Raw genomic sequence first — 12,798 nt, forward strand, 5'->3', positions numbered from 1 at the left:
AGAATGAATAATCATTAATTTATAAGCGCCTGTTATATAAAGCGTGATGGATTAGGCAACTTTTGGCGTGCGGTGCTGGTATTGGTCATTAATGACCTTGGCCACCACCGGTGCAGCCAGCAAGTTGCCCTGCAACACGGTCGCCCCGGCCGAGATCGCAATATCCAGTTGCTGCTGGGTTTCAATGCCCACAATCACCGGCGTGCTGCCCAGATCCTGCACGCTGGATACCAGCCCCTTGAGTGCCTTGGCCAAGCCCGGTTGTTGCGCGGCCTGGTGAATCACAGAGACATCAAACTTGATAAAGTCATGCTGCACACTCCACAAGCGGTATAACTTGCTTTGGTGGCCACCGACATGATCAAACGCAATCTGGTAGCCCAAGGCGCGATAGTTCTCCACGGCAGCGATCAGGTGCTTGTCCTGCTCGATCAGCGACTCGTTGATCTCGAGCACAACGCGATGCGTAGGCACCGAATACTTATGCAGGATCTGCTCAAACACCTTGCCGTGGGCGCTGACCTCCAGCAGTAATTTTGGATGCACGTTTAAAAACAGCAAGCCGTTTTCCTGATGGATGGCCCGGTAATTGAGCACGTGCTGCGAGCGGCATACGCGGTCAAACTGCACCAGCTTGCCGGACTGCTCGGCATAGGTAAACGCAAACTCGGGGGTGCTGCCCAGGGTGCCAAACAATGAGGGACGAATCAGAGCTTCATAGCCATAAATATCCCCTTGCTTGGCATCGTAGATCGGCTGAAAAGCGGTTTTCAGATGCACGCCGATAAAGGTACTTTCATATTCGCCTGAGCTGGCTTCCAGCAAGCCCAACTCTTCCAAGTCCAGCGCAAGCACCTGCTTGAGTTCGGCGCGCAATTGCACAATGTGCTCCGGTTCCGGGGGTAACTGTTTTTGTGTCATCATGACTCCTTTCTGCGTTTAGGCATGCCTGCGCTAAGCTATGGTTTCCGCCAGGCAATAATGTTTAAACGCTATTTTTGATAAATCTGATCGAAGATGCCGCCATCACTAAAATGCGTGTTTTCGGCTTCATTCCAACTGCCAAACGCTTGTTTGACCGTAAACGTATTCAGCTTTTTAAAGCTTGGTTGGGCCCCTTCAGCCACTTGTGGCCGTAAATAATGTTTGGCCGCCAAGGCCTGACCCGCTGGCGAAAAATGAAACTCAAGATAGGCTTGTGCCAGCTTGCGCGTGCCTTTTTTATCGACCACTTTGTCAACCAATGCCACCGGGTTCTCGGCCAGCACGGTGATAGACGGATACACCAACTCAAACTTGTCTTCGCCCAATTCTTTTTGCAGCAAATACGCCTCGTTTTCAAAGGTCACCAACACATCGCCAATTTCGCGCTGGGCAAAAGTGGTAGTTGCGCCACGGCCACCGGTATCCAGCACTGGCACATGTTTGAATACCTGGGTCACGAATTGGCGCGCCTTGCTGGCATCACCGCCTTTTTGCGTGATAAAACCCCAGGCGCCCAAATAGCTATACTTGCCATTGCCTGACGTTTTTGGGTTAGGAATCACTGCTGCCACGCCGGGCCTGACCAGGTCATCCCAGTCTTTAATCTGCTTGGGGTTGCCTTTACGGACCAGAAACACTGTGGGTGAAGCGCTGGGCACGCTGTTATTGGGTAATCTGCTCTGCCAGTTTGCCGGGATCAATTTGGCTTTTTGCGCCAGAATATCAATATCGGCGCTACGGTTCATGGTAATCACATCTGCAGGTAAACCGTCGACCACGGCACGGGCCTGCTTGGTTGAACCGCCGTGTGACTGGTTAATGGTCACCGTTTCGCCGGTTTTTTCTTTCCAATACTGGATGAATGCAGGGTTGAATTCTTTGTAAAACTCACGCGTCACATCGTAAGACACATTCAATAATTCAGCAGCTTGTACTGGCGCATGTGCCAGTGCAGCCCATAGCAATAAGTGACGGATAAAAGACGACATAAGCAACTCCCTGATCTCAATAGGGAGGCACTATAGCGGGAATTTTATAGTTTTAAAAAGAATAAAATAAAATATAATTATAATTTAAAAGAATAATAAAACTCTTAGGCATAAAAAACGCCAGTGCAAGCACTGGCGTTTTCAATTAAGGCCTGAACAGGACCTCAGCAAATACTGTGACACTTTAACTTGAGACACATTTAAGCCGAGACACTTTAAGCAGAAACACTTAGCCCTTGCTCGTCAAATATCCCATCAAACAACACTGAACTCAAATAGCGCTCGCCAGAGTCTGGCAAAATCACCACGATATTTTTACCCGCATGCTCAGGCAGTGCCGCATATCTCACGGCCACCGCAACCGCTGCTCCGCAAGAAATGCCAGCCAGAATGCCCTCTTCGCGCGCCAGCCGTCTGGCGAATAAAATGGCCTCTTCATTTGTCACTTGTGCGATGTCATCTACCAGACTTAAATCCAGAATATCCGGCACGAAGCCTGCGCCTATGCCTTGGATTTTGTGTGGTGATGGCGCGAGCGCTTCACCCGCCCTAAACTGGGTCAATACCGGACTGGCTGCCGGTTCTACCGCAACAGAGAGAATGTTCTTATGCTGCGTCTGTTTGAAATAGCGGGAAACGCCGGTAATGGTGCCGCCGGTGCCCACCCCTGAAACCAGAATATCCACCTCGCCATTGGTATCGCGCCAGATTTCGGGGCCTGTGGTTTGTTCATGAATGGCCGGATTGGCCGGATTTTTGAACTGTTGCAACAACACATAACGTGCTGGATCCGCCGCGGCAATTTCTTCTGCCTTGGCCACAGCGCCTTTCATGCCTTTGGCGCCTTCAGTCAGCACCAATTTGGCACCATATGCAATCAGCAATTTACGCCGCTCCAGGCTCATGGTTTCCGGCATGGTTAAGGTAATGGGGATGCCCCGTGCAGCGGCGACAAAGGCCAGTGCGATGCCAGTATTGCCGCTAGTAGGCTCTACGATTTCTTTCCCAGGACCCAGCAAGCCTTTTTGTTCTGCATCCCAGATCAGCGCCGCACCAATCCGGCACTTGACGGAGTAAGCCGGATTACGGCCTTCAATTTTGGCAAAAATGGTGGCCTGACCAGGGGCGGTCAGGTGGTTCAGGCGCACTAAGGGCGTATTGCCGATGGATTGTGCATTGTCGTTAAACCAGTGTGACATAAGGGGCTCTTTAACTAAAAACAGTGACTTTAGTTTAAAAAGCGCAGAAGTAATTTAAAAATAATTTTTTAAGAGATAAATATATTTAATAGTTATATGAAGCTGGCTAGGGCCTGCTAATAACCGAAACACATAATCAAATAAGCAACGATTCTAGTAGCCACCCTGTTCATTTGCTGCGGATTATTCTATAGTGGAAAGAGATTCATGCTGACCAGTCAACTGGAAGCCAGTGTCCCACCGGGCCACTGGCTTTTTTTTCGCCTGCCGTCAGCGATCGCGTACTTACTATGACAAGGAATCCACGATGCAAGAAATTGCCATCGAGCACATCGTGCAACAACTGGCGGGCATCCGCGAACATGCATTGCAACAACGCCAGCGCTTGACGCAACCACCTAAGCTGCCTTCACGCAAGGTGCTGGCCAGATGCGTGGAAGGCCTGGCTGCGGCGCTGTTCCCCAACCGGCTGGGTGATTCAGACATTCAACCACATGCCATTAACTTTTATGTGGGGACGACGCTGGATAAAGCCTTGCGGGAATTGCAGCAACAAATTCGTCTTGAACTGGCGTTTAAAGCCCCGGGGACCGCCGCCAGCCAGTTCAATGCACAATCACATGCCCTCACGCAGACCTTTGCCGAGCAATTGCCTGCGACTCGCCGCCAGTTGGATACCGACCTTGAAGCCGCTTATCAAGGCGATCCGGCCGCGGACAGCGTGGATGAAATTCTGGTCAGCTATCCTGGCATTCTCGCATTGATTCATTACCGGCTGGCGCATGTTTTACACGGCTTGGGTTTGACCATTACGGCACGCCTGATCACCGAAATCGCCCATTCGCAAACCGGTATTGATATTCATCCTGGCGCCCATATCGGCGATTACTTTTTTATTGATCATGGTACTGGCGTGGTCATTGGGGAGACGGCGATTATTGGACACCACGTCCGCCTGTACCAGGCCGTGACATTGGGTGCAAAAAACTTTCCCAAAGATGCCAATGGCCACCTGGTGAAGAAATTTGAACGCCACCCCATTCTGGAAGATTACGTGGTGGTGTATGCCGGGGCCACCATTCTTGGCCGCATCACCATCGGCAAACATTCGATTATTGGCGGCAATGTCTGGGTTACGCGCAGCGTGCCTGCCAACAGTCACCTCACACAAGCGCATTCGGATGCCAAACCGATTCCGGCTGCCGCTTGATTTTTAACTATTGCAACCTATTCATAGTTGCACTTTAAGGAGACCTCATGTCAGAACAACCTTTTCAAAGCGCTTTGGGCGATGTCGCCGCCCGCACGCTTGCCAATGCCACCAAATCGGTGCCCATGCTCAGCACCATCAGCCCGCGCTGGCTGGTGCATTTGCTCAACTGGGTACCGGTAGAAGCCGGTATTTACCGTGTCAACAAGGCCAAAGACCCCAACGCCATTACTGTCGACTGCTCCAACAAAGATGAAAAAGAGCTGCCAGCAACCTTTGTCGATTATGAGGAATGGGGCCGTGAATATGTGCTAAACGCGGTGAATACCGTGGTCGATGTGCATACACGGGTGTCTGACCTTTATAGCAGCCCGCACAACCAGATCAAAGAGCAACTGCGCCTGACTATTGAAGTAGTCAAAGAGCGCCAGGAAAGCGAACTGATCAACAACAAAGAGTACGGCCTGCTCAACAATGTGGCCAAATCACAAAACATCAAAACCCGTAATGGTTACCCAACACCGGATGACCTGGATGAGCTGCTGACCAAAGTCTGGAAAGAACCTGCGTTTTTCCTGGCGCACCCGAAAGCAATTGCCGCCTTTGGCCGTGAGTGCACCCGCCGTGGCGTGCCACCCCCAACCGTTTCCTTATTCGGCTCACAATTCTTGACCTGGCGTGGCGTTCCACTGATTCCTAGCGACAAACTGCCTATCGTCAACGGCAAATCCAAAATCTTGCTGCTGCGTGTAGGCGAGAGCAAGCAAGGTGTGATCGGCTTGTATCAACCGAACTTGCCAGGCCAGCAAACCATGGGCCTGTCAGTACGTTTTATGGGCATCAACCATAAAGCGATTGCTTCTTACCTGGTCTCGCTGTATTGCTCACTGGCCGTGCTGACCGAAGACGCGATTGCCGTCCTGGAAGATGTCGGAGTTGATCATTACTATGACTACAAGTAATTCATTCGGCCTGACTTTAACTGATGGCGCCAGTTTTGAGCCTGAGGCCATCTTGGCCTCATTGCCGGGTGAGCATCCCAAGATGACAGCTGCGCTGGGTGTAGGACGCGAACTGGAAAACACAGGTTTGCTGGATACCGCCACGCTGACGCAACTGGTCAACGACCTCTACGCTGAAGGGTTTCCGGCGACGGCACCATTTGCGGCAGCTGACCTGGCGCAATCGTTGGCGGCTTCGCATGCCCCACAGCCATCTGTCCCGCCTACAGACTCATTGACCACCAAGCTGGTCAATGTGGGTGGCACAGGTGGTGTGGCGTCACCGAGTTATGCGCAAACGCAGGCGCAACCCGTCACCCAGCAGGCGCAAGCGCAGCAGCTCACGTATGTGCCTGGCATTGAAGCCTTGGGTAGCGACCCGTTACATAACCATCCGGCCCACCTGAATGTATTGCAGCCCGAGGCTGCTTTTCTGACTCCTGGCTCATTTGCCGGGACGGGCATTGAGATTCCTTACCAGCAGGAGCTGGATCGCTGGCTGGGGGCGGGTGCAATACAGTCCCCACCGTCTGCGGACTCCTCCCAAACTGCGGCTAAACCACCGGTAGCCGGCGCGCAATCGTTTTACTTTTTGCAAGCCGAACCCGGGTTGACGGGCAGCCTGCCGGCTTCCGCGCATCCGGCATTCGATGTGCATGCGGTACGGCGTGACTTTCCCATCCTCAATGAGCGGGTGAATGGCCGCCAGTTGGTCTGGTTTGACAATGCGGCGACCACGCAAAAACCACAAGTGGTCATTGACCGCGTGAGTTATTTCTACCAGCACGAAAACTCGAATATTCACCGTGCCGCCCATGCCCTGGCCGCGCGCGCCACGGATGCATATGAAGAAGCGCGCGAAACCGTGCGTCGTTTTATCAATGCGCCCTCGGTGAATCAGGTCATTTTTGTACGCGGGACCACGGAAGCGATTAACCTGGTCGCCAAAACCTGGGGCAAAAAACATCTGGGGCAAGGCGATGAAATTGTGGTCTCACATCTGGAACATCACGCCAATATCGTGCCTTGGCAGCAATTGTGTCAGGAAACGGGGGCGGTGCTGAAAGTGATCCCGGTGGATGACAGTGGCCAGATTCTGTTGGAGGAATACCAGAAGCTGCTGACGGCAAAAACCAAGCTGGTGTCGTTTACCCAAGTGTCAAATGCGTTGGGGACCGTCACGCCTGCTCAGGAAATGATTGCAATGGCTCACAGGGCGGGCGCAAAAGTGCTGCTGGATGGCGCGCAATCGGTGTCACACATGCGGACCGATGTACAAACGCTGGATGCTGACTTTTTTGTGTTCTCAGGGCACAAAATCTTTGGCCCCACCGGCATTGGTGCCTTGTATGGCAAAGCCGATGTGCTGCAAGACATGCCTGCCTGGCAAGGCGGCGGTAACATGATACAAGATGTCACCTTTGAAAAAACGGTGTATCACGCGGCCCCGGCCAAATTTGAAGCAGGCACGGGTAATATCGCCGATGCGGTAGGATTAGGTGCCGCCTTGCAGTATGTGGAACGGCTAGGCATCGAAAATATCGCCGCCTATGAGCATGCCCTGCTGGAGTATGCCACGGCAGCCATGTGCCAGATCCCCCATCTGCGTCTGATCGGGACAGCCAAACATAAAGCCAGTGTGCTGTCTTTTGCACTCAAGGGCTATCAAAGCGAAGAGGTAGGCGCAGCGCTCAATGAAGAAGGCATCGCCGTACGTTCTGGCCATCATTGTGCACAGCCGATTTTGCGTCGCTTTGGTGTTGAAACCACCGTACGGCCGTCACTGGCGTTTTACAACACTTATGATGAAATCGACCGCATGATTGCGGTGTTACAGCGCTTGGCGTCCTATCACGGCTAGTCTAGCCGCGTAACATAGCTCATCCCCTGCCCGTGCAGCGTGCGCGTTGCCAAGGCAGGGGATTGTTTTTATGTTGCCCGCCAAGATTGTGACATTCGCGGCAAGCCTCTGTAGAATCGCAATGCATAGCTCGCTGTGAGTGTGATTTCCATAACCAGACGCCAGATAACCGATGAAATTTGATCCGCGCAACAACAAATTTACCGCCATCTTCACCCGCGAAATGCTGGAAGCCACGCTCCCCTCCTTCCTGCTCATTTGCCTGGCACTGTTTTTTGCTTACAAATTCATAGACCCTGCGCCCCCACGCAATATTGTGATTGCCACCGGTGAAGCGGACCTCAATTACAATGCGTTTGCCGCGATTTATGGCGTCTATCTTAAAAAAGAAGGCATTCATCTGCAGATACGCAAAACGGCAGGGGATGATGAAAACCTACGTTTGCTCAAGGACCCTGACTCCAACGTAGATATTGCATTCATTCAAGATGGCATGGCGCATAGTGAAGGCGCAGGCTCACTGTTGTCATTAGGCAGCCTGTACTACCAGCCGGTATGGATTTTTTGCCGCGGCAAAACTGAAACCACCCATTTATCGGCCCTCAAAGGCAAACGCATCGGCGTCGGCTATCCAGGCAGCGGCAGTCATTTTCTGGCAAATACGCTGTTGACTGAAAGTGGCATCAATGCCAGCAACAGCACCTTGGTCACCATAGGTGCCGAAGAAGCAGTGGCGGCCCTGCAGTCAGGCAAGCTCGATGCCGCTTTTTTTGTGGATGTTGCCAACTCCAGCCTGGTCCGCGAGCTCATTGCAGACAAGCATCTGACCATGGTAAGTATGGACACCGCTGAAGCCTTTTCACGCAAGTTTGCGTTTATGCATCACCTGGTGCTGCCAGAAGGCGCCATGGACCTGGCGCGCAATATTCCCAGCCACGATGTGCATCTGGTGGCGCCAACCGCGACGCTGGTGATCAAGGACAGCATGCATCCGGCGCTGATTTACCTGATGATGAAAGTGATTGCCGAAGTGCATGGTGGCCCAAGCATGTTTAACGGCAAGGGAGAATTCCCTTCTGCCAAGGATACGGATTTTCCGATCAGCACGCAGGCGCTGAATTTCTACAAATCCGGCCTACCGATTATTGATAAATACCTGCCATTTTGGGCAGCCACCTTTGTTAATCGCACGCTGATTGTGATTTTGCCTTTGTTGGCGTTGCTGATCCCGCTCACCAAAATTATCCCGATGGTGTATGTGTGGCTGGTCAAGCGCAAACTGTTCCGTTATTACGGCGAGCTACGCTTTCTGGATACCCAGCTGCAAGAGATCAAATCGGCTGAAGATGTCCGTCAGTGCCTGGATAAACTCAATGAAATTGAAACCAAGGTGGTCAACGTCAAGCTACCGGTGCCTTTTTCACAATATGCTTACGAGTTGCGTGCGCATATTGAGCTGGTTCGCTCCAAACTCAATCAGCGCACGTTTTAGGCACAAGCTTTAAACGCACAAAGCTCAGGCAAGGTCTGCCCGATTGCGCATCCAGTCTTGCAAGGCCTGTGCGGTCATTGGTTTGGCATATAAAAAGCCCTGCACAAAATCACAGCCCAGTGCCTTCAGATAGTCTGCCTGTGCTTCGGTTTCCACCCCCTCGGCCACAATCTGGTAATGCAGGTTTTTGCCCAACACCACAATGGCACTAATCACCGCCTCTGAGCGCTCTTTGCCGGGAATGTCATTGACAAAAGACCTATCCACTTTCAGGTAATCCCCCGGAATATCACGCAAATAAGCCAGGCAGGAATAACCGGTGCCAAAGTCATCAATCGCCAGTTTAATGCCGTGCTGTTTGAGTTTCTGCAGGCGCTCGTTGCCCGTGCAGTCGGCATGAATAAACGCACTCTCGGTCAGCTCAATTACCAGGCGCTCAGGCGCCAGGCCAGTCTCTTGCAGTACCAGCAACACATATTCGGCAAAACAGGGGGTATTTAACTGCAAGGGGGAGACGTTGACCGAGACTTTGGCCCGACTCAATTCACCGGTAGTCCAGGAGGCCGCTTGTGCACACGCGGCTTTGAGTACCCAGGCACCCATGGGCACAATCAGCCCGGTCAACTCGGCCACACCGATAAACTGATTCGGCGACACGACCCCACGCTCGGGATGTTGCCAGCGAATCAAGGCTTCAACGCCCACCAGTTTACCGGTCTCAAAATCCAGCTGCGGTTGATACACCAGATAAAACGCTTCTTGCGCAATCGCAGCCTCCAGTTCACTGGCAAAAGCCAGGTCTTCTGGGGGCAACACCTGCTCATGCATCACCCCTTTGTGATAATAGGTCAAAGTCATCACAATGATGATTAAAATCAGTGCAGCAGTGATAATGATGGGCGTCAGGCGAAGATCGTTATCAAAAAAAACGCCCACCCCTCCCAGAACAATCGCACATGTAATCAAGATGCAGACGATCCATCTCAGATGCTTGCCAGTGTCATCCAGCAACAACAGGTAACTCATGGGGGTAGCGGTGATCTGCCTTGCCAGCAAGGCCGCCGCACACAGCGAGCCACCAATCGTGGTCAACAGTGAGAGCTGACCGTAAGCGTGCGGGATACGATAAGCCCAGGCCAGCAAGCCAGTGACTGGCATCAAAACGGCAATACTCAGCAAGACCTGGCTGGCGCGATTGCAATGGCGATGATGCAGCACAGCTGCGAGCAACACTAACATGGCCATGCCCAGATCAAAAACCATATTGCCCTGCTGGTCAGCGAACAATGTGGCGAGCGTCGCCCAGCCGTTGTTGAATGTGACATCGCTGCTTCTGACATAGAGCTGGCACAGAAAACCGGCAGCGACAATCAGGATCAGGCCACCAATCACGCGCTTTTGATGCCAGGTCTGGTACACCACCCCCAGGCTGGCGAACATGAAGATCAGGTATGCACTGCTTTGCACTAAAAACAGGCTTGCCGCAGAGTGTACTGGCAAAAACGGTAGTCCCCACAACACAGTGACAATACTGACAATTGCCAGCCAGGGAGCAAACTTTTGCACCGTTCTTAAAAACCGGTGCCGCATATATAACTGCTGTGTTGAAGTTGCGTGATGACGCTCAGTAGACCAGTCAATACTGGAAACTGACATAGTGCTCCCCCTAATCTTGATCTATTCTGATCCTGTGCGGGCACAGGCCATGTCATTCACTATAGGCGAAACGAATGGATACCAAAGTAAAATAAAATGGCACATTTCTACTCTTTATATCAAATTAATTGATACTCATGAGTGATTCGCTATAAAACAGATAGTTTTTATAGCAGAATGGAAGCAAGCTAAACGAGGGAAAAAGTCCTGACCATGGCAGGTCAAGTCATGATCAGTCAATGCAAATCAGATGAGCGTTTCAGGTTGTGCCACAGAGACCCATTGTGGCAGCGCATCGGCTTCAAGGGCTTTGGCATACAAAAAGCCTTGCACAATATCGCAGCCGATTGACTTGAGGAAATCAGCCTGTGCCTGGGTTTCTACCCCTTCGGCAATAATGCGGTAATCCAGGCTTTTGCCCAGGCTGACGATCGCCTGAATCACGGCTTCTGCTTTATTGTGACCAGGCAGCTCCATCACGAATGAACGGTCTACCTTGAGATAATCGCCCGGAATATCACGCAAATAAGACAGGCAGGAATAGCCAGTCCCAAAATCATCAATGGCCAGTTTGATGCCTGCTTCTTTGAGCTGATGCATCAGACGCGCATTCTCACCGTCATCCTGTACAAAAGAGCTTTCGGTCAACTCAATCACCAGCCGTTCTGGCGCGAGCCCGGTGTCTTGCAGAATCTGCATGATCTCTTCTACCAAAGTGCCAGACTTAAGTTGCAATGCAGAGACGTTGACAGACACCTCTATCTTGCCGAGCACCGGATGATCCTTCCACTGAGCAGCCTGTGCACAGGCCGTTTGCATGATCCATTTGCCCAAAGGCACAATCAACCCGGTCAACTCGGCCACCCGAATGAATTTCTCCGGGGAAATAATGCCTTTTTCAGGATGGCGCCAGCGAACCAATGCTTCCACCCCTTTCAGTTTGCCCGTCTTAAAATCGACCTGCGGCTGATACATCATAAAAAACTGCTGATTATCCAGCGCGGTCTCGACCTGGCTGGCGAAATCCATATCGGTTGCGGGCAGTACCTTTTCGCTGACCTGTCCCTGGTGATAATAAGTCACCGACAGGGTATAAATGATGGCGATCAAGGAAACCAGTACCACGAGGGGCAAGCCGCGCATATTGTCCCCAAACATCACACCGGCCCTCGCCAGCAAGATGGCGCAGATACTTAACAACAAGATACTGGAGCGAATCTGTTTACCGGTATCGTCCATCAACAACAGGTAACTCATGGGCGGGTGCGATGCCTGCTTGGCCAGCAAGCCAAACGCACAGAGCATGCCGCTCAAGGTGGTCAGCGGGGACATCACACCATAAGGGTTGGCAATGCCGCAGAGCAACCCTAGCAACGGAATCAAAGGAATCATGACCGCAATACACAGCATGCCCTGACTGGCAGCAACATAATGATGCCGCTGGAAAAGATAGGAGACTGCAATCAGACAGGCCAACACACCACCGGCAATAAACTCCCAACTGTTGGAAGGCGCATGCAGGCCGGTTTGGCCTGAGGCACGCAAGATGCTGGCAGTATCGTTAAAATCGGCGGCATAGGGTGACAGTTGCACCACAAACAAACTGATGGTCACCAGCGACATGGTCAACATGGCCAGGTTGTTGCGGCCATTTTCGAGCAGCAGATTGTAGCTGACCAGAATAAAGGTCAGGTAAGTCAACAATTGCGCGAGCCAGATATTGTTATCTACATCCAGCAAATAATGGGGAAAGCCTAACAAGCCGCACACCATGCTGGTCATCGCCAGAAAATGCGTATTGTCTTGCACCTTTCGGACAAGACGATGCCGCATAAACTGCCGCTGTGTGGTGTTTTCGTTGAGTGGCGCTGCCAGCTCGCCAATCCCGTTCTGACTCATTATCAACCCTTAAAAACCTTGATGACTCAATGTTGCGCACATGTTAAAAAACATGTGTGAGCAATGTCATTAAACCTTAAAACTTACCTGTTTTAACGGTCAATAAAGGGGATATATTTAGAGCAGATTAAAATAAGCTGGTCTCGCCGATCGCAATCACCACGCACGAATCAAGCCGCTTCTAACACACGCTGCATGCCATCCGCACTGTTACGGGTATACACAACTTTGAGTCCGCGCTTATGTGCGACATGCTTGATGCGGTACATCATGGAATGATTGAGCCAGCCGGTGACCAGCACAATCACGTTGACGTTAGCAGGTAGCTCGCGCTTGACGTCGCCGGGTTTTCTGCCCGTCCAGTGATCAATTTTATCAATCCCCTGCGCGTGCAACACCTGTTTGATGCCCTCTATACGGTCACCACCAATGACTAATGCTTTTGACATGAAACATTCTCCTGTTGTAGAGAAAGAAAAAGGCATTGGGTAAATGCCTTTTTCTAAA

At 51.8% G+C, this 12,798-nt stretch carries 10 protein-coding genes; 4 read left to right on the forward strand and 6 right to left on the reverse strand.

The annotated features are described in order from the left end of the window. Positions 1 to 51 precede the first annotated feature (51 nt). The 3 genes from ACT53C_RS10930 to cysK form a co-directional block, all read right to left on the reverse strand. On the reverse strand, positions 52 to 921 hold the full coding sequence (locus ACT53C_RS10930; protein ID WP_476146365.1) for an EAL domain-containing protein: 870 nt from the start codon (positions 919 to 921) through the stop codon (positions 52 to 54). A gap of 71 nt (positions 922 to 992) precedes the next feature. Then, positions 993 to 1,973, reverse strand: a complete 981-nt coding sequence (locus ACT53C_RS10935) for a sulfate ABC transporter substrate-binding protein (protein ID WP_476146120.1) — start codon at positions 1,971 to 1,973, stop codon at positions 993 to 995. Between the two features lie 215 nt (positions 1,974 to 2,188). Continuing rightward, positions 2,189 to 3,172, reverse strand: coding sequence for a cysteine synthase A (gene cysK, locus ACT53C_RS10940; protein WP_476146122.1), 984 nt, complete (start codon positions 3,170 to 3,172; stop codon positions 2,189 to 2,191). Positions 3,173 to 3,479: 307 nt separating this feature from the next. Here cysK and epsC point away from each other — a divergent pair, with 307 nt between their 5' ends. The 4 genes from epsC to ACT53C_RS10960 all read left to right on the forward strand — a co-directional run bounded on the left by epsC (position 3,480) and on the right by ACT53C_RS10960 (position 8,736). Further along, positions 3,480 to 4,382, forward strand: a complete 903-nt coding sequence (gene epsC / locus ACT53C_RS10945; RefSeq protein WP_476146124.1) for a serine O-acetyltransferase EpsC — start codon at positions 3,480 to 3,482, stop codon at positions 4,380 to 4,382. Positions 4,383 to 4,429: 47 nt separating this feature from the next. After that, positions 4,430 to 5,344, forward strand: a complete 915-nt coding sequence (locus ACT53C_RS10950) for a family 2A encapsulin nanocompartment shell protein (protein WP_476146126.1) — start codon at positions 4,430 to 4,432, stop codon at positions 5,342 to 5,344. Then, positions 5,331 to 7,244 (forward strand): family 2A encapsulin nanocompartment cargo protein cysteine desulfurase, encoded by a 1,914-nt coding sequence (locus ACT53C_RS10955; protein WP_476146128.1) that lies wholly within the window; start codon positions 5,331 to 5,333, stop codon positions 7,242 to 7,244. The genes ACT53C_RS10950 and ACT53C_RS10955 overlap by 14 nt, the downstream gene beginning before the upstream one ends. A gap of 172 nt (positions 7,245 to 7,416) precedes the next feature. Next, on the forward strand, positions 7,417 to 8,736 hold the full coding sequence (locus ACT53C_RS10960) for a TAXI family TRAP transporter solute-binding subunit (protein ID WP_313984098.1): 1,320 nt from the start codon (positions 7,417 to 7,419) through the stop codon (positions 8,734 to 8,736). Positions 8,737 to 8,760: 24 nt separating this feature from the next. Here the strand turns inward: ACT53C_RS10960 and ACT53C_RS10965 are convergent, their stop codons facing one another. The 3 genes from ACT53C_RS10965 to ACT53C_RS10975 form a co-directional block, all read right to left on the reverse strand. Further along, positions 8,761 to 10,392, reverse strand: a complete 1,632-nt coding sequence (locus ACT53C_RS10965; RefSeq protein ID WP_379077779.1) for a putative bifunctional diguanylate cyclase/phosphodiesterase — start codon at positions 10,390 to 10,392, stop codon at positions 8,761 to 8,763. Between the two features lie 246 nt (positions 10,393 to 10,638). Next, positions 10,639 to 12,291, reverse strand: coding sequence for a putative bifunctional diguanylate cyclase/phosphodiesterase (locus tag ACT53C_RS10970; protein WP_476146131.1), 1,653 nt, complete (start codon positions 12,289 to 12,291; stop codon positions 10,639 to 10,641). 170 nt (positions 12,292 to 12,461) lie between these two features. Further along, positions 12,462 to 12,740 (reverse strand): DUF2325 domain-containing protein, encoded by a 279-nt coding sequence (locus tag ACT53C_RS10975; protein ID WP_029146612.1) that lies wholly within the window; start codon positions 12,738 to 12,740, stop codon positions 12,462 to 12,464. Between the last annotated feature and the right edge of the window lie 58 nt (positions 12,741 to 12,798).

This window comes from Methylophilus sp. DMC14 (assembly GCF_056314085.1).